18 protein-coding genes are annotated in these 16,973 nt (G+C 53.5%); 1 reads left to right on the top strand and 17 read right to left on the bottom strand.

Annotation, left to right across the window (positions count from 1 at the left end; genetic code table 11):
- Positions 1 to 158: 158 nt before the first annotated feature.
- On the top strand, positions 159 to 1,178 hold the full coding sequence (gene trpS, locus A8O29_RS13065; RefSeq protein ID WP_125355228.1) for a tryptophan--tRNA ligase: 1,020 nt from the start codon (positions 159 to 161) through the stop codon (positions 1,176 to 1,178).
- 88 nt (positions 1,179 to 1,266) lie between these two features.
- On the opposite strand, the gene acnA is transcribed toward trpS, so the two are convergent.
- The 17 genes from acnA to A8O29_RS13150 form a co-directional block, all read right to left on the bottom strand.
- On the bottom strand, positions 1,267 to 3,942 hold the full coding sequence (gene acnA, locus A8O29_RS13070; RefSeq protein WP_110507932.1) for an aconitate hydratase AcnA: 2,676 nt from the start codon (positions 3,940 to 3,942) through the stop codon (positions 1,267 to 1,269).
- A 253-nt stretch (positions 3,943 to 4,195) separates the two neighbouring features.
- Positions 4,196 to 5,239 (bottom strand): contractile injection system protein, VgrG/Pvc8 family, encoded by a 1,044-nt coding sequence (locus A8O29_RS13075; RefSeq protein ID WP_174081330.1) that lies wholly within the window; start codon positions 5,237 to 5,239, stop codon positions 4,196 to 4,198.
- Positions 5,240 to 5,242: 3 nt separating this feature from the next.
- The gene (locus A8O29_RS13080) at positions 5,243 to 5,449 is read right to left on the bottom strand and encodes a tail protein X (RefSeq protein ID WP_168713891.1); all 207 of its coding nucleotides are present in this window, start codon (positions 5,447 to 5,449) and stop codon (positions 5,243 to 5,245) included.
- A 10-nt stretch (positions 5,450 to 5,459) separates the two neighbouring features.
- On the bottom strand, positions 5,460 to 7,118 hold the full coding sequence (locus A8O29_RS13085) for a phage tail tape measure protein (protein WP_174081331.1): 1,659 nt from the start codon (positions 7,116 to 7,118) through the stop codon (positions 5,460 to 5,462).
- Positions 7,119 to 7,233: 115 nt separating this feature from the next.
- Positions 7,234 to 7,521, bottom strand: coding sequence for a phage tail assembly protein (locus tag A8O29_RS13090; RefSeq protein WP_125355869.1), 288 nt, complete (start codon positions 7,519 to 7,521; stop codon positions 7,234 to 7,236).
- 160 nt (positions 7,522 to 7,681) lie between these two features.
- Positions 7,682 to 8,740, bottom strand: a complete 1,059-nt coding sequence (locus A8O29_RS13095) for an HNH endonuclease (protein ID WP_125355871.1) — start codon at positions 8,738 to 8,740, stop codon at positions 7,682 to 7,684.
- A gap of 323 nt (positions 8,741 to 9,063) precedes the next feature.
- Complete coding sequence (locus A8O29_RS13100) at positions 9,064 to 9,777, bottom strand: hypothetical protein (RefSeq protein WP_125355873.1); 714 nt, start codon at positions 9,775 to 9,777, stop codon at positions 9,064 to 9,066.
- A gap of 253 nt (positions 9,778 to 10,030) precedes the next feature.
- Positions 10,031 to 10,540, bottom strand: coding sequence for a phage major tail tube protein (locus A8O29_RS13105; protein WP_125355874.1), 510 nt, complete (start codon positions 10,538 to 10,540; stop codon positions 10,031 to 10,033).
- A gap of 12 nt (positions 10,541 to 10,552) precedes the next feature.
- The gene (locus A8O29_RS13110; RefSeq protein ID WP_125355876.1) at positions 10,553 to 12,046 is read right to left on the bottom strand and encodes a phage tail sheath family protein; all 1,494 of its coding nucleotides are present in this window, start codon (positions 12,044 to 12,046) and stop codon (positions 10,553 to 10,555) included.
- Between the two features lie 56 nt (positions 12,047 to 12,102).
- Positions 12,103 to 12,276 (bottom strand): hypothetical protein, encoded by a 174-nt coding sequence (locus A8O29_RS13115; RefSeq protein ID WP_159465391.1) that lies wholly within the window; start codon positions 12,274 to 12,276, stop codon positions 12,103 to 12,105.
- Positions 12,273 to 12,443, bottom strand: a complete 171-nt coding sequence (locus A8O29_RS13120; RefSeq protein ID WP_168713905.1) for a putative periplasmic lipoprotein — start codon at positions 12,441 to 12,443, stop codon at positions 12,273 to 12,275. Before A8O29_RS13120 ends, A8O29_RS13115 begins: the two co-directional genes overlap by 4 nt.
- A complete protein-coding gene (locus A8O29_RS13125) occupies positions 12,440 to 13,276 on the bottom strand; it encodes a peptidoglycan-binding protein (RefSeq protein WP_125355878.1) in 837 nt (278 codons plus the stop codon). The genes A8O29_RS13120 and A8O29_RS13125 overlap by 4 nt, the downstream gene beginning before the upstream one ends.
- Before the next feature lie 13 nt (positions 13,277 to 13,289).
- Positions 13,290 to 13,721, bottom strand: coding sequence for a tail fiber assembly protein (locus A8O29_RS13130; RefSeq protein WP_168713906.1), 432 nt, complete (start codon positions 13,719 to 13,721; stop codon positions 13,290 to 13,292).
- 1 nt (position 13,722) lies between these two features.
- Positions 13,723 to 15,198, bottom strand: coding sequence for a phage tail protein (locus A8O29_RS13135; protein WP_174081332.1), 1,476 nt, complete (start codon positions 15,196 to 15,198; stop codon positions 13,723 to 13,725).
- Positions 15,191 to 15,730, bottom strand: a complete 540-nt coding sequence (locus A8O29_RS13140) for a phage tail protein I (RefSeq protein ID WP_174081333.1) — start codon at positions 15,728 to 15,730, stop codon at positions 15,191 to 15,193. Before A8O29_RS13140 ends, A8O29_RS13135 begins: the two co-directional genes overlap by 8 nt.
- The gene (locus tag A8O29_RS13145; protein WP_174081334.1) at positions 15,705 to 16,631 is read right to left on the bottom strand and encodes a baseplate assembly protein; all 927 of its coding nucleotides are present in this window, start codon (positions 16,629 to 16,631) and stop codon (positions 15,705 to 15,707) included. The genes A8O29_RS13140 and A8O29_RS13145 overlap by 26 nt, the downstream gene beginning before the upstream one ends.
- Entirely contained in the window at positions 16,628 to 16,963 is a 336-nt protein-coding gene (locus A8O29_RS13150) for a GPW/gp25 family protein (RefSeq protein ID WP_125351740.1), read from the bottom strand. The genes A8O29_RS13145 and A8O29_RS13150 overlap by 4 nt, the downstream gene beginning before the upstream one ends.
- Positions 16,964 to 16,973 lie beyond the last annotated feature (10 nt).

Raw genomic sequence — 16,973 nt, forward strand, 5'->3', positions numbered from 1 at the left:
GTCGAAACATGAATATCACTCGTACGTCCCTCACTTCTCGTTGGTGGCAGCCTTAATTTAGGCCGCCTGATAACCCTTTCCCTTTTTTAGTTCAGGCCGCCGGAAGGCGTCCACTCTGTCAACAGAACCGTCTCCGGTGGTCACAACAGGAGCTTCTGATGACACATTCAACCGCAACATCTCACTGTATTTTAACCGGCGATCGTCCAACCGGGCCGTTACATCTCGGCCACTATGTGGGTTCACTGCGCCAGCGCGTTGCGCTCCAGCAGCGACATCCGCAATTTATCCTGATTGCCGATTTGCAGGGGTTAACCGATAACGGCTCGCGGCCCGAAAAAATCGCCAACAATATTTTCGAAGTGATGGCCGATTACCTGGCGGTCGGTATCGATCCGCTTCGGACCACGGTTTGCCTGCAATCCGCCCTTCCCGCGCTGGCCGAACTGACGATGCTGTATATGAACATCGTCACCGTCTCACGCGTGGAACGCAATCCCACGGTCAAACATGAAATTCAGCAGAAAGGTTTTGCCCGCTCACTGCCTACCGGGTTTTTGGTCTATCCCATCAGCCAGGCGGCGGATATCACCGCCTTCGGCGCAGACCTTGTGCCTGTCGGTGACGATCAGCTTCCAATGATTGAGCAGACAAATGAGATTGTGCACAAGATGAACAGCCTGATGGACGCCCCGGTTCTGCGACACTGTCAGGCATTGCTCAGCGCCACCGGCCGTCTGCCGGGCATTGACGGTTCAGCCAAAATGTCGAAATCGCTCGGCAATACGCTGACGCTTTCCGCCAGCGAACAGGAGATACAGCGTGCCGTGAGCGCGATGTATACCGATCCCTCGCATCTGCGCATTAGTGACCCGGGTAAAATTGAAGGCAACGTCGTGTTCACCTACCTCGATGCTTTCCATCCCGATGGCGAAAAAGTGGCGGAAATGAAAGCGCACTATCAACGAGGTGGACTCGGTGACAGACAGTGCAAGAACGCGCTGGAAGACTGCCTGCAGACCCTGCTGGCCCCGATTCGCGAGCGTCGTCAGCAGCTGATTGCCGACAAAGAAACGCTGCTGGGATTATTGAAGCAAGGCAGTGAGAAAGCCCATGAGCATACGCAAAAAACGCTGCTTGCGGTTAAACGCGGACTGGGTTTACCGGTGATGTTCTGAGGTATCACGCCCGGTGACGCTGCGCTTACCGGGCCTACAAGTGGGAATCGTAGGCCCGGCAAGCTTGCGCCGCCGGGCATTTTTGGGGTTAACGCAACATATTACGGATCACGTAATGCAGGATCCCGTCGTTCTGGTAATAGGTCAGCTCCGTCGCCGTGTCGATGCGACAGCGACAGTCAATCACCTCTTTTTTACCGTCCACGCGGGTCAGCGTCACCGGCACAGTGGCCCCCGGTTTCAGCTGTTGCAGGTCAGTGATATCAATCTGCTCTTCGCCGGTCAGCCCCAGCGTTTTGCGGGTCACACCTGCCGGGAACTCAAGCGGCAAAATCCCCATCCCGATCAGATTAGAACGGTGAATACGCTCGAACGATTCTGAGATAACCACCCGAATGCCCAGCAGACGCGGGCCTTTCGCAGCCCAGTCGCGGCTGGAGCCCGAGCCGTACTCTTTCCCGGCAATGACCGCCAGAGGCGTGCCCTGCTTCTGATAGCGCATCGCGGCATCGTAAATCGAAACGACTTCCGTACCTGGCAGATGGCGGGTCATACCACCTTCAATACCGGGCACCATTTCGTTACGAATACGGATGTTGGCGAAGGTGCCGCGCATCATCACTTCGTGGTTGCCGCGACGCGAGCCATAGGAGTTAAAATCGCGACGTTCGACGCCATGATTTTGCAGATAACGCCCTGCCGGACTGTCCGGTTTAATACTCCCTGCCGGGGAAATGTGGTCAGTGGTCACGGAATCACCGAGCATCGCCAGAATACGCGCGCCGTGAATATCCTGCACCGGGTCCGGTTCTATCCCCATTTCATCAAAGAACGGCGACAGACGGATGTAAGTGGAATCTTGCTGCCAGCCATAGGTATCTGATTTATCGACCTGAATCGCTTTCCATTCCGGCGTGCCTTCGAACACTTCGGCGTACTCTTTGCGGAACATTTCGGTCGTGACTTCTTCCACCGCGCGGGCAATCTCTTTCCCGCTCGGCCAGATATCTTTCAGATACACCGGATCACCCTTACGATCGTGCCCCAGCGGGTCGGTCGTCAGGTTGATATTCATGTTGCCCGCCAGCGCATACGCCACCACCAGCGGCGGCGAGGCCAGCCAGTTGGTTTTCACCAGCGGATGAATACGTCCTTCAAAGTTACGGTTACCGGAAAGCACCGCCCCCACGGTCAAATCACCTTTTTTGATGGCCGTTTCAATGGGATCCGGCAACGGACCAGAGTTACCGATACAGGTGGTGCAGCCGTAACCTACCAGGTTAAAGCCCAGCTCATCGAGGTACGGCGTAAGTTTGGCGTGGGCCAGGTAATCCGACACTACTTTAGAGCCCGGCGCGAGCGACGCTTTCACCCAGGGCTGACGCTGAAGGCCAATTTTGACGGCTTTTTTCGCCAGCAGTCCGGCGGCCATTAACACGCTTGGGTTGGAGGTATTGGTACAGGAGGTGATGGCGGCGATCACCACCGCACCGTCCGGCAGCTGATACTGATGCCCGTTCAACGTATAGTCGACCGGATTACGGTCTTTCTGCGCGGTGTTCAGTTCCAGCTCAGAACTTTGTGCAAAGGCCTTCGGCACGTCGCCGAGCGCCACGCGATCCTGCGGACGTTTCGGCCCGGCGAGACTCGCTTCGACTTCTTTCATATCCAGCTCAAGCGTACTGGTAAACACCGGTTCATCCCCGGTATTACGCCACATGCCCTGCGCTTTGGCGTAGGCTTCCACCAGTTCGATTTGATCATCGCTGCGCCCGCTGAGGCGCATATACTCCAGCGTAACGCCATCAATCGGGAAGAATCCGCAGGTCGCGCCGTATTCCGGTGCCATATTGGCGATGGTGGCGCGATCCGCCAGCGGTAACGAGTCCAGCCCGTCCCCGTAGAATTCAACAAATTTACCCACCACGCCGTGCTTACGCAGCATCTGGGTGACGGTCAACACGAGGTCAGTGGCGGTGATGCCTTCAGCCAATTTACCGGTCAGTTTGAATCCGACAACATCCGGAATTAGCATCGATACCGGCTGGCCGAGCATCGCGGCTTCGGCTTCAATCCCACCGACGCCCCAGCCTAAAACGCCGAGGCCGTTGATCATCGTCGTGTGGGAATCGGTACCGACCAGCGTGTCCGGATAAGCAATCCACTCTCCGTCCTGCAACTCACTCCACACCGCTTTGCCGAGATATTCCAGGTTAACCTGGTGGCAAATACCGGTGCCCGGCGGCACGACGCTGAAGCGGCTGAATGCCTGTTGGCCCCAGCGCAGGAATACATAGCGTTCGTGGTTGCGTTCCATTTCCAGGCGCACGTTTTCGCCAAACGCGTCGTCATCACCGAAGTGATCGACGGTAACCGAGTGGTCAATCACCAGGTCAACGGGTGAAAGCGGGTTCACCTTTGCAGTGTCACCGCCGAGGCGTTTCACGGCCTCACGCATTGCCGCGAGATCGACCACGGCGGGTACGCCGGTGAAGTCCTGCATCAGCACACGGGCGGGACGATAGGCAATCTCACGATCGGCATGGGCATTTTTCAGCCACCCCGCCAACGCATGAATGTCCTCTTCGGTTACGGAATCACCGTCCTGCCAGCGCAGCAGGTTTTCAAGCAGGACTTTGAGTGATTTTGGCAGGCGAGAAATATCGCCCAGGGTTTTGGCGGCTAGCGGCAGGCTGTAATAGTGATACGTTTTGGCTTGGGCCTGTAGCGTGTCCTTACTGGCTTCTCGTAGGGTTGACGACATAGCTCCTCCTTAATGACAGGGATTGCGAATCCCTCAGACAAATCATAAAAATCATATAGTTAGATTTTATTTTCCTAACATGACAAAATGTTTCACGCCTGATGTAGCGCGGTTCACATTAGTTAATCTTAGGAAAGATTTCGATGCCATGCTGTATAAAAAGAGAACAAACAACACTATAGGCTCCGCGGTATGTCACTCGGAAAGCAAAAGATCACGAGCAGCGGAGATATCAGCCAACTGCCACAGATTGTTACTCGAGAACCAGGTTAAAAGAGAACCCTTGTTCAGTGAGTTGGCACTGTAGCTGAGCAATTTTCCACTCCCTGTCCTCCACGCTACCGAATCCACTGGTAGCGATTTTCCCTTCGGCCGTCATCGCCATTAGCTCAGGCCCAGCTGGCAGGAGCAGTGACATGCCCGCCTGCTTTTTTTTACTGTGCGCAGAACACCCACCCGCAATGATCCTGGCTCCGTGGATATCTTTTTGTGCGTTCGGGTAATGGGTGACTGGCTCACCGCTGCCGACCGTCAGCGTTTTAACCCGATTACCATCATCCGCATCTCTGTAACTCACGATGATGGTTCCACCACCTGACTGGCTGCTATCCGGATGATCACTGGTGTCGTGATAACGCCAGTTACTGCACATATCAGGCGTAATGGTTTTCACCGGCAGAGGTTTGCCACTCACCGTAGTTTGCGCCCCTCTGGGTATTATTACCCAGTAATCGTGTGTCACTTTGCTCACCGCGCCATACTGCGCCGCTATCCGGGTCAGTAAATTCATATCGCTTTCACCAAGCTGGTCGATATGAGACAGCGGCTGTTCCACCAGCGTTGAATCAACCCGGGCCGTTAAGCCATGTTCGGCAGCGATGGTACTGACTAAATCGCCCATCGTAGTTCCTGAAGCAAAGGAGCGAGTTTTCTGCGACTGCAACGAACTGTGGCCACGCTCATTCGTTTTAGAGAACGCTCGGGCTGTGATTTCGATTACTCGCGGTTGTAAAGATGAACCGCCGGACGAACGTGAATCAACCACGAAGGTTCCCTTATCCACCAGCTCGTCACCAAATCCCATGGACACAGAAATTTTCACGCCCTTCCCCGGCAATTTCATATCAGGGGAAACCACCGCAAATGAGATCTGATCACTCTTTTTGGAATCACCGCCGTATTCTTTCAGCGTAAGGTCAATCAGGTTCTCGCGCACTGCGTCGGTGATATCTTCACCCTCAACGGAAATAGCAAAGTTTGGCAGCCATGGTTTGCTGCCGGTATCGATGTAAGACATTGGTTAATCCCAGAGTGATGTTTCTGTTTTCTTCTCTGCGGGCTTTACGACAGGGAGGTCGAAGGTTGAACCGGCATTAAAAACTTCATTCGTTGTCAGGTCATAGTTCTCTGGTGAAAAGAGCACGGCTTCAAAGGTGTTGCTGACCGCCGCGTAATGGCGGGCGCAAATAATATCCAGCCGCTCGCCGTCTTTCGTTGTGTATTGCACAGCGTGCTCCTCAGAATGCTGGAATATCGAATGTGTCAGCCCCGCCCGAGTCCGGTACGCCAGGCGTCGCTTTGTTGAAAGCGTCGTAGACCCCTTGTCCAAACTCCGTCGGATCCTGCCCTGGTAGCGTGTTCACCGTGATATTGACGTGGTTCGTCTGCTGCGGTGCCGGAGCTTTCAGCGACGGAACTGGCACACCGAATGTCCTGTCATCAAAGTTAACGCCATCCGGGACTCTGGCCTGGCTATGGGCGTCCTTCCACGATTGCTCACCGGCGTTGGCGACATTGATGGATTCCTGATAACCCAGAGAACTCACACCCTGCTTCTGTTCTTCAGTTTCGATGGCGCGTTGCCTGGCGTCCTGTGCTGTAGCCATCTGCGCCGGGGATCGTTCATCGTTTTCTGGCAGAATTGCGTCTATCCATTTCACAACCTGTGAAACAGCGCGCCCGAAGGTTTCCAGTCCGTGGACAATTCGCTCCGGACCACCACCTTTCACCCACTCAGTGATTTCATTCGCGATCAGCTGCTTATTGTTGCTAATCCATTGCGTAGCCTGTTGCTCCCATGCTTTCAGCTGCGGTTCGAATGCCCTGCCTAACTCCCCGGCCATACCCTGCAAAGCGGTTTCTCCGGACGTCCAGAGATTGCTGATAACCTGACTGGACTCAGCTGCAGCGCGTGCTTCATCCTCAGACACATTGTTGAGCTGAGCAGCGTTATCCATCACTTCCTTGAAGGATTTTCCGGTGCTGGCGATGTAGGTCACGAGCTTGTTGGCTTCACCACCCATCAGCTGGTCGGCAAGTGATTCCCCTTGCTGGGCTGTCAGACTCTTATTTTTGATGCCGACGGAGATAGCCTGCATCACCTGGTCAAACTGCTGCTGTTTGCTGCCCGTCATCTGCGTTTTGTTCATACCGATCTGGGCCAGCAACGGATTTAGCGATTTATCATTGCCCTGCTCACCCAGCTTGTTACTCAGCTCTTCTGACAGGTCCCCGTAGTTTTCACCGTTCAGCCCGGCCTGCTCCGCGAGAATACTGCCGTTTTTGTAGCTCTGGTATGACATGCCGTACTGCTTCGACAGGCGATACTCCTCCGCAGTCTTTTTGTTAAGCGCCAGTGCACCGCCCATCAGCCCGGTAATACCCGCCACACCAGCGCCAGCAATAGCGACCGGCGCGCTGATTAGCGTGCTGGCACCAAACGACAGCGCCTTGCCTGACATGGCCTTCATTCGGCCCCAGCGTTCATCGCGGCGTTTCTGTTTCTCAGCCTGCTTATTCTCGCGCTCTTGCTGGGCATTCAATCGGGTGAGCGCGTGTTCTGCCCGCCCTATCCCGGCTGCAACACGCTTGTATTCGCTCGCCAGGTCTGACACGTCTTTCCCTGCGCGCACGCCTTCACGGATCTGTTTCTCCAGTGAAGCCTGCTTTTTCACGAGCGTATCCGTCGCCCGTTCCATGTTCTTTATCTGTGCGGTAGTTCCCGCAGACCCGGCTTTCACCTGACGCATCCAGGCCGTCTGTGATTTTGCCGCCTTCGCTGATTCCTCGCTGATATCGTCGATGCCGCGCGTCAGCCCTTTGAGGGTCCGGGACATTGACGGGTCGAGCGACGCCCCAAAATTAATCGAGGCGTTAAACTTCTGGGATTTTGACATTACGCCGCGCTCTGCTTAATGGCCTTTTTCAGATAGCGCCGCCAGATACTCAGCGGCAGTGTGAGCTGCTCGCTGAACGTAATGCGGCACCAGTATGTGATCCCCGGCTGGTTGTTCAGGAACTCAGGTTCAAGCGCTCCGCCGGTGGCAGCAAAAAATCATTAAATGCCTCCGTCAGCTGGTCGTAGTCGTACGCCGGTAGCTGGTGCAGGTCACCAGGATTAAGGCTGCAAAGACCCGCAATCATCGCCACTTCTTTCTCAAGGGCTGCGCCTTTGTTTTTCTCGAAAAGCAGCTTGTCGAACACCGTCGGCTCGCGCATCTGGATGGTTTCAATGTCTTCGCCGTTCAGTTTCAGTGGACGGGATAAGGTGATTAGGGTGGTGTTAGACGGATAAGTCATTTCGCGGTTCCTTAAATGAAAAAAGCACCCGAAGGTGCTGTTATGAGGTTTTGTTGGTTGTGAATGGATAAGTCTAAGACTTGGACTAGCGGAGGTTCACACATCAGTGTACAAACATAGACGCTATATCTGCAATGAGTGAGGAGCGGACGTTACTGGATTAAGCGCGTTCATCGTCATTATGTTTATCACTCCAATATTGCTGATGATTTATCAGATGAGTGATTAACGGCCAGTCTTTTTTATCTTTTGGTAACCTTAGGTTTCGTCCATCTAACTCTGCATATTCTGTCCCAGCTAACGGTTCTGATATCCTTATTTTCAATTCGGTATCAATCCAGAGCAAACCACGGTCAAATAAAGTATGAATATCTGATTTCAGTAACAAACCATGCTGTGCGCGGGTATGCCAGGCACCGGCATAAGGTGTTATATGAGCAGCCTCAAGTAAAACTTGGATCGAACAACCTGTTACCGCACATCTACCTTCATAAGCTTCAATGAGTTTTCGTCTAAATACGGGTTGTCCTTCCCGAACAATAACCTCACGCAAAGCCTTTAGACGGATGTCACCTTCATCCTCAGGGAATTCCGTGAATAATTCATCTCTTGCTTCAAGCACTAACCGATCACATGGCCTTGGGACAACTATCTGAACTGGCGTTCTGCCATCGTCGCCAATATCCCAGATACCGTGTAGTTCTTGGACATATAGTTCATAACGTGTATTTCGTAGATTTCCTTTACGATACAACACGTCGTATGGGTTACCCAGATCAGTACGAGCGCTTTTACGGCTACCTAAATATCGATATCGGGACTTGCTATTAACAGTTAATGCACCCAGTTGAATGCGAATCTCGGTTTCTTTCAGAGGGGCGTTGCTGTTACGGATCCACTTAACAATATTTGCAGCAGAGGCGTAACCGAGTTGTGTCACGGCATACCATACACGTAGATATTGCGGATAGTGCATTTCTTCAGGGATGAGACCTGGCATACTAGCAACATATGTTAAAAAATTATGATGGCGCATCCACTCTCCCCATTGGCGAGAATGTGTACTAATACCCATGCGCTCTGGTTCGCGTTTGCCAATTTCGTGATTAAATTCCTGTCGGGAGGGGGCTCGTCCTAGTTTCTCATAAAGTTCATCACAACAATCCCATACTGCTCGTACCAACGGACCTTGTGGATATCCATCTTTGCTCAGATTCAAAAGTATTCTCCGTCAACGAACATGTCTTGAGATAAGTGATATCCAACTCTGACACTTAATCCGCAACAATTCATCAGGCTTCTATGAGCGAAGAGCACAGATTCTTGTGCTCAGTAGTAGTTTTATTTAAGTGAAGACTGTGATTTATAACAAAGATGAATGTATAAAGAACAACGCTGTTTATGCAACTAAAGCTCAAGTCAATTGAATAATAAGAGGATTTAAAAACGTGAGCGGAGTTGAAATACTTTAACCTAACCATAGTCACTCCACAATAAGAAAAGAGAACACAATTTAATGACGATGGTTGCATCGTAATCTTATCATTTATATTGAGATAGATTCTTGATGATACTTTTTCTTTCGTTAAGGAGGCTTGCATACATTGATTCATCGAGCTTATTTTTGAGCTTGAAGCGAGCCTTGCGTATTGATAACTTGGAAACACCATCAATTAATGCTGAAGCAACTAATTTTTTATCTTCTACGTTTTTCAGATTAGATAGTAATGTTAGGACCATGTCATTCAGATCAAGTAACTCACCATTTATGCGGGTAGGAGAGAGTTCTTTGCCATCTAACTGGGAATCAATAGAGTCTATTTTATTATTAATTCTCTCTATAGAACCAACCACTCCTTTTCTGGCTTCAACACGAAGAATCTCACTCTTGTTTCTAGAGTTAGTCTGGTATAGCATTTCTGAGGATAACATTGATGATGCCCGATACATGTCGGAAGACAATTGTTTAACACTTTCTCTAAAACTTGAATAATTCAATATTGTTGTACCGATCAATAAAATAATTGGACCATAGGCAGTTATCTTCGCTTTAATTGAACCTTCAACAAAGTTGATTTCAATTATTACATCATCAGATAAAAAGAATTTTATTCTTTTGTCAGCAAAATCTTCTATTTCGCTTCGAATTAGCGATAATTTTTGCTTGCGATTTACCGCACTTATCTGTTTCAACCATTCAGGTTCAACATGAACATATGACTCACATAATATATTGCTATTTATATAGTCGGCCACAATCACGTCCTTGTTCATTATATATTATTAGATTATTACCACAACTTTATAAAAAATCAACGACTTTAAAATTAAAACATGAAGATGGCGACAGTTACCATAAGCTCCGCCGAGTTTATCGCCTATTTATTAACATATCATGGCCGTAGTAATGTCTACTTTTAGCATGAAGTAGACATTCTAACAGGGCAAAATGCCTGCTAGGAGCTAGGAGCTAGGAGCTAGGAGCTAGGAGCGGGCATTATTACTCATATTACATCAACAACGCGTCTTTTTCGTCTGCCAGAACGTTCACGCCGTTAACGCTGCGGATCATGTTCGCCGGGTCAATCTCGTAGATTTCCTTCCCGTCGACCGTCAGTTTGTAATAACTGAGGTTCATAGTGACCGACATCCCCACGCTCTCTTTACTGTCAGTACCGGCCTCGTCTGAGGTAATGGTGCCGATGATGCCTTCCATTTCATCCACGAAGGTGTGCAGCACGCCGTCGGTGTCACGATACGTACGGCGAACCTGTACGCGGGTTGAGCTGCCGGGAATGAAGCCAAACAGCGAAAGAACATCGATGTCGGCACCAATCTTAAATTCCGTCTGCATCGGTTCCATGCCGTTATCCACCGGCGTGGCCATATCCATCCAGGTGGTTTTGTAATTGCCAATGGTCGCGGTGATGGCTGGCGGCGTCAGCGACAGAACGCCCGCCACGCGGGTATTGTTGCCCAACCACAGCCCTGATTTTGAGTAGATAAATCCGGTATTCATGATGGTTCCTTATCAGGCGGCGAGGCTGAATGCCTGCACGGTGTAGGTATTGTCGATGGCGTAGGTCGCGGTGATTTCTTCTGCCGGTGATTTTGGCCCGATGGCCACGTTGAAGTACACCTTGCCGGCTGCCAGTGATTCAGCGGTATTGAGGTCCGGATCCAGCCAGCAGCGGCCCCCGTTAAGCACGCCCAGCTTTGTCTGCTGGCGCAGGTAGCTGTTCACCGAGCCGACAATCGAGGTGGCGAATGCCTTGTCGATCGGGCGATCAAGATAGTTTTTGGTCACCATCAGCTGAATTGAATCCTCGATGGCGTCCATCGTGCGGCGCACCGATTCGAATCGGTATTGCGGGTCGTCGGTACACAGACGGTTGCCCCAGTGCTTGTAGGCATCGAGCATCACGACGGTGCTGACGTTCGCCTGGTTGAGCTGGTTCACCACACTGGTCTCATCGCCCACAAGGAAGCTGTCCACCTGCTCGAGGCCGGTAAAGCCGTAAACCTCGTGGTTGGACTTCGACCACCAGTAACCGTAATCGCTGTCGATACGGACCCGGTGACCGGCTGCGGCAGCGGAGTACGGGCGGCTGGTACTTTTGCCGGTGACGTCGCTGGTGACCATGATGCGTGGTCGCAGGATTTCCACGCGGGCGCCATACTGCTGGCCACGGCGGGCGACCTCTTCCGGTGTCGCCATCGAGGGTGAATCGAGGTAGGCCACGGCCCGGCACTGGTTCGCCATGCTCTCGAGCGCTTTACCGACCCCGTCGTCGGTGCTCCACTCCGGCGCAATCAGAATACGTGGGTTGTAGTTGAGGCTGGACTGCCCCAGTTTCAGCGCCTCGATACCCTGGATAATCGCTGCCCGCTGCAGGTCTTCTGACGGGATTTCCGGGACACGCACCACCATCACCAGGGCGCCAATCTGATTGAGGATGTCGTACATATCCGCGTAGAGCGTGCCTGCATAGCCCAGCTTTTTAGCCTGACTGCGGCTGCCAGAAATGAGGGACGGCGTGAACAACGGGAAAGGTTCACTCTCGCCACCGGCCAGCGCCGTGGCACCAAATGGCAGCATGATGCCTTCGCCTGTAATCCCCTCCGGCAGCGCGGCGGTAATGCTGAGCTCCGCCAGGCCCGGGTCCAGCTCGCTGACGGCAGCCACCACATCCGCTGCCGTGGCACTGATTACGCCGTCGCCGTCAGTGCCAAGAATGATGGTCAGCAGGTCATCTTCGAAAAAGGCCAGCGTGGCAGCCCCGCCGGACGAATCCGCTTCACCGGTGGTCGCCTGTACATTCAGCTGATTGCCGTCTTTGCCACTGCGCGTCGCACTGAACACAATCTGGTTGTTCAGCAGCGAACTGCCGGTGGTCAGGGTCGCCACTTCACCGCGCTGGGCCAGCGGCGCTGTACCGACGATGCCGATCACCGACATATTGACGGTGGTGATTTGTTTCGCGGCGTTGTCCGTTTCACTGGTCCGGGTACCGTGTAAATCCATAATGCTCTCCACATAAAAAAACCCGCCGGAGCGGGTCTGTAAACTGAATGGGTGGGTTATTTGGTGGTGGCGGTGGCGTGACACTGGCTGTCGCGCTTTAAGGCCTGGTCCCCGCTGCACTGAATGTTGCCTTTGGTTTCATCGTGCCGGACGTAGGTGATGATGTTCGAGCACCCCGCCATCACCGTGCACAACATCAGGGTGATCATCACCTGAACTGCTTTTTTCATTGGTTCGCCTTACATTGAGAGTGATCGGAGACCGTGACGCTGTTACCGAGGCTTTCCACACTCACCACAGGCGCGCAGGCCTGCTGGCTCCCGGACTCTTCGATATGGACCCAGGTACCCGAGCATCCCGAGAGAACCAGAATCGCCACTAACATCAGAGCTTTCATACGCCGTAGACCTCCCGGTCGAGTGCCGCCCAGGTACCTTTCCCGCAGACCCCGTCGACCGCCAGCAAGTGCGCCGCCTGGAACGCCATGATGCCGTTGACCGTATCCGGTCCCGCGCATCCGTCAGGTTTCAGGCCGAGCATCAGCTGGAGCTCGCGCACGTCATCCCCGCTGGCGCCCTCTTTTACCTGACAACGGACAATCCCGTTCCCGTGCGCCAGCTCGAGTGCCACCTGCACCTCAGTCGCATACGCCGCGATGGTCTGCGCTTTGTCGGTGCCGTTGATAATGCGACGGGCATTGACGTAGTCGGTCGTCGTGTCGGTCAGGTAATCGGCCAGCGCCTTACCGGTGAACCAGCCTTCCGCCATGCCGTTAATCGCCACCTGCGCCGCCACCCACGGTGTCATCGCTAAATCAGGCTGCATCACCAGCGGCACGTCGTGCTGGAGCGTCAGGAAGTCCACCACCTGCGCCTGCGCCTTCTGATAATTGTCTTTCCAGGTCAGCTGGACGTAGCCGCGCCCGTCGTAAACCTGTCCGGTCTCCGGGTCCGGTTCGCCGTACGGACGCCCCGCCCCTTTGCCGTATTCCTCGACCGGCTGCATGGTGGCTGCCGTTTCGTGGTAGGTGGTGGCCAGCACATAGGCCAGCCAGCTCACCGGCACATGGCGGCCCAGAACGTTGTTGTAAATGAGATAAGCAGCGGTGAAGCCCGTCAGGCACTCAGCCTGTACGTCATTCACGCCACCGTTAAACCAGACCGCATTCATGCGGGTCTGAAACGCGCGCAGGGAAAATCCTCGCAAACGCGATTTGTTATGTCTGAACATGGAAACTCCGGAGTTAAATAATTAAGGATGGTGGTGAAGGCCATTCAATATCAGGGGCTGTCGATGTATCCACCCGATTGACCTCCACGCGATATGTTTTCCAGGCGTTTAGCTGCTCTACCTCTTTATCTGTCGCAATCCCCAGGTCAACCGCGTCCTGAAGCGGGGCAATTGCGGCGCTGGCCGTTGCCATTAATGACGATTTGGTGGTTTCAGCCTGCGCAATACTTTCTTCCGGGGTTGGCGGTGGGGGCGCAGTCAGTATTGGCGCACCACTTTCATTTACAGTAATAATATTGCCGTTTGACTGACCGTTGAGGAGTGCTTCATATTTGACCTGGGTAATCTGAGCAGCATCCGGTGGCCATGAACCTGACTTTTTATAGTCGGCTTTCAGGGAGTCATCAAAAAAACCCATTGCAGATGCGCTAAAGTAAATTGTCATATTAATAACCTATCGCTATCCAGCTAAGTGAGACAGAACCTTCTTCGGCGTACATTGTAAATCCGGTTTTATCAAATGCACCCAGCGAGACCCCGACAAGGCCCGTGCCAGAGTCGTTTCCAACAGGCCCAACACATGCATTTGGAAAAGCGACTGGGAACGTTATTCGCGAATTCTTGGTGTAATTCCCATGACCAAATTGAATAATCAGACCTGTGTTAGTATCTTTAAACCATCCATTCCCGGCCTTCGATGCAGTATTGACTTTTTGATAACGAGCATCAAAATTCCCATAGTTACCAGGAATAATTTGCTCTTTCATCTCCAGACGGCCAGTACGGGTGTTTATATAACCGGTAATTCCGATCTCCGGACCGGCATTATTTTCAGTGCAATAAAATCCAATGCCATACCAGGATTTAAGCAGCAGGTTATCGCTTGTAAATCCGGCCGCATCGTTTCCGCCATAAATACCCGTATTGTTCTGGAGTACATTCAAACCGCCGTTAAAATTAACGACCTTTTGAAACGTGCCACCTTGCGATGCTGAAACTGCATCGCAATCACTGGCTGCCGGTTTATAGTGATCTGTATAATGTTGAGTCCAGCTTACCGGGTCTTTTGTATCGGTATAAACCATCCCGGTATATGTCTGCTTAGTGCTAATCAGTTCTACCCAGAACTGACTGGCGTATACGCTATAGATATTTACACTGAAGCGGGTGTTCTCTGAGTTTTCCGGCATGCCCTTAGTAGCATTAGCGCCCCCTCCGGCTCCAATGGCAGAGCGAATTTCCGTGCAGGTAATATCAAAAATGGAGGACAACTGGGTTGTGCCTGTCGTTGAGCCTTGTCCATAGTCCCCAACCTGCAAAACTCGCCCCGCAGTGGTGTCTGAGCGACTCGCGGTCAAATCAGCCGCAGCCACCGTCCCGCAGCCTATATTTTCCCGCGCCTCTGTCTGGGCATCTGCTCCCTGCCCTGCGATTTCACCCAAGCGCTTATCCTGACGCAGATAAATCGTGTCGGCCTGCGTCACGGTGAGATAGCTCCCGTCCTGAACGGTCAGTGTAATATCGCGGGTATCGGAGACCACCAGGTCAGCCAGAATTTTCAGCGATGCCGCGTAGCCGCTGTCCGGGGCAGGTTTCTCCTGCTCCGCAAAGTTCCCGACCGCGTACAGCGTGCCGTCACTGGCAAAGATGCCGATTTCACGGAGGGTATAGCCGCCGCTGCTGGCCGGGATAATGCACTCGGCTTCGAGCACTGACGCGTCGGTCACGCTGACGCTTAACGAGCTGAGGACATCGCGAAAGGTTTCGTTGGTAAGCGCGGTTTGCGTGGCATCGGGTGTCACCGGCGAGCCCCCACCGTCCCCGACCGCAAAATCGGTCAGGCTGACCGGCGCACCGCTGGCGTGCGCGGCGACTTCCAGCGCCTTCCCGGCATCGGTTATCAATAAATAGTAATCACTCATCGCGTTTTCCTGTGATTCTGATGGTGTGCTGCACGACGCTGGCGCCGCCGCAATAAATAGTCCCGGCGACCGACTGTTCGCCAATCTGGATATCGCTCATCCAGCTGCGGGCGTTCTTCGCATCCGCAACCTGCTGGGTGATGAGCTTTAACTCGTCGGCGGTCACAGCGTAGCCGTTGACCATCACGCGGAAGGTATACGGTTCTCCGACGGGAGAATCCCTGAACCACTCCACCACATCGATGGAGCGGCCCACCGCCTGCAGCGCATGTTTTACCGCACCGACGGTACCGCGTGTTTTGTTCACCTTCGGGGCGTTTTTGATAACGCTGCGCTCTTGCGCTTCCGTCCAGTTCGCATCCCAGTAGGTGATCCCATATTCCCAGGCAAGCCAGGGCAGCAGCTCGGCGGGACACAGCTCTGGATTTTTGACAATGCGGATATCGATGGGCTGGTCGCTCATGTGCCCCATCACCTGCTCGAGCGCCTGTTCACTTTGTGTCGCGTTAGGCGGCAGGAGTGTCCGGTACATCGCTCCCCCTTACGATGGTCAGGTTAATGCCGGCACAGAAGGACACTTCACCCATCCCGACAGGAATAGTGGCGAGCGGCGAATCCAGCGTCACGTCATCCACACCGGGTTGCTTCAGCGCGCGGTAAACGCCAGCCAGCGAAACGCCGGTACCAATCTTGTGAACGCTGTCGGCATAGCGCTGCATGGCGTTTTCGGCCGCCGTCTCGACGGTGTCGGCATCCGGGCCGTCGGCAATGATGAGCGTGGCGGTCACGTCATAGTTAATGACCGTCGGTGCCAGCACGCTGACGTAATCCGTCAGGGGGCGCACGTACTCGTCATTCAGCGCATCACTCACGGTCTGCAGGAGTGCATCCGACGGTGTACCGTCTCCCTCATTGCTCAACGGGTAGACATGAACATGACCGGGTTCGATATCAGCAGATTCAGCGGGACCGTACGCCCGCGCATCCGCCACGCTCCCGTCGGCCGACAGAGTGAAAAACTCGTAAGCCTGAACCGATCCTGCGGTGTTGCGCGCATACCATGACAGGCGAATACGCAGCCGGAATGCGTCATCGCTTTCCATCACCGCCGCAGTTGGCGGAATAGTGCTGTCGTCTCCCGGCGTAATGACCAGGCGGGACACGTCATAATTCACGCCCAGCTGATCCAGGTCGCTGCCTTTGGCATACGCCAGCAGCACGGCCCAGACACCCGAGTTAAAACGCGCGACGTTGACCATTTCGCGGTAAACCAGGATTTCCAGCAGTTTCATCGCCGGGTCGCTTTCGACCAGCGCATTGAATACCGGACTCAGTGCCTGCAACTCTGCCAGCCGCTGCGCCTTCATGACTTTAAAGGTCGGCATTTCCACCGCCTGCGGCGGCGGGAGCTGGCTGAGGTCAATGGTGTTCATAGTTTGATGTTCTCCAGCAAAACCGCGCGCTGATTCTCGGTGTCCGTCGCCCGGATCGTGACAATGATTTGCCCTTCACCGGCTTTCAGCACCTCGATGGTGTTAATCGTGACGCGGGGCTCCCAGCGGGCAATCGCCACGGCTGTCGCCATTACCACGCGAACCGCCGTGACATGATCCGCCGGATGGTCCACCAGCCGGAGTAGATTACTGCCGTAACCCGGCAACATGACGCGGGAGCCCAGCGGTGTGCTCAGAATGTCCTGCACCGACTGACGTATGTGGTCAGTCGCTGAGAGCGGTTTTCCGGTTTCCTGGTTCATTCCCTGCATGGTTCCCCCA

The organism is Scandinavium goeteborgense (assembly GCF_003935895.2).
Classification (GTDB): domain Bacteria; phylum Pseudomonadota; class Gammaproteobacteria; order Enterobacterales; family Enterobacteriaceae; genus Scandinavium; species Scandinavium goeteborgense.

Excerpts from the sequence above, each read along its gene's own strand:
- trpS (WP_125355228.1), top strand. The coding sequence starts at position 159 with ATGACACATTCAACCGCAACATCTCACTGTATTTTAACCGGCGATCGT.
- acnA (WP_110507932.1), bottom strand. The coding sequence starts at position 3,942 with ATGTCGTCAACCCTACGAGAAGCCAGTAAGGACACGCTACAGGCCCAA.
- A8O29_RS13075 (WP_174081330.1), bottom strand. The coding sequence starts at position 5,239 with ATGTCTTACATCGATACCGGCAGCAAACCATGGCTGCCAAACTTTGCT.
- A8O29_RS13085 (WP_174081331.1), bottom strand. The coding sequence starts at position 7,118 with ATGTCAAAATCCCAGAAGTTTAACGCCTCGATTAATTTTGGGGCGTCG.
- A8O29_RS13090 (WP_125355869.1), bottom strand. The coding sequence starts at position 7,521 with ATGACTTATCCGTCTAACACCACCCTAATCACCTTATCCCGTCCACTG.
- A8O29_RS13105 (WP_125355874.1), bottom strand. The coding sequence starts at position 10,540 with ATGAATACCGGATTTATCTACTCAAAATCAGGGCTGTGGTTGGGCAAC.
- A8O29_RS13110 (WP_125355876.1), bottom strand. The coding sequence starts at position 12,046 with ATGGATTTACACGGTACCCGGACCAGTGAAACGGACAACGCCGCGAAA.
- A8O29_RS13115 (WP_159465391.1), bottom strand. The coding sequence starts at position 12,276 with ATGAAAAAAGCAGTTCAGGTGATGATCACCCTGATGTTGTGCACGGTG.
- A8O29_RS13120 (WP_168713905.1), bottom strand. The coding sequence starts at position 12,443 with ATGAAAGCTCTGATGTTAGTGGCGATTCTGGTTCTCTCGGGATGCTCG.
- A8O29_RS13125 (WP_125355878.1), bottom strand. The coding sequence starts at position 13,276 with ATGTTCAGACATAACAAATCGCGTTTGCGAGGATTTTCCCTGCGCGCG.
- A8O29_RS13130 (WP_168713906.1), bottom strand. The coding sequence starts at position 13,721 with ATGACAATTTACTTTAGCGCATCTGCAATGGGTTTTTTTGATGACTCC.
- A8O29_RS13135 (WP_174081332.1), bottom strand. The coding sequence starts at position 15,198 with ATGAGTGATTACTATTTATTGATAACCGATGCCGGGAAGGCGCTGGAA.
- A8O29_RS13140 (WP_174081333.1), bottom strand. The coding sequence starts at position 15,730 with ATGTACCGGACACTCCTGCCGCCTAACGCGACACAAAGTGAACAGGCG.
- A8O29_RS13145 (WP_174081334.1), bottom strand. The coding sequence starts at position 16,631 with ATGAACACCATTGACCTCAGCCAGCTCCCGCCGCCGCAGGCGGTGGAA.
- A8O29_RS13150 (WP_125351740.1), bottom strand. The coding sequence starts at position 16,963 with ATGCAGGGAATGAACCAGGAAACCGGAAAACCGCTCTCAGCGACTGAC.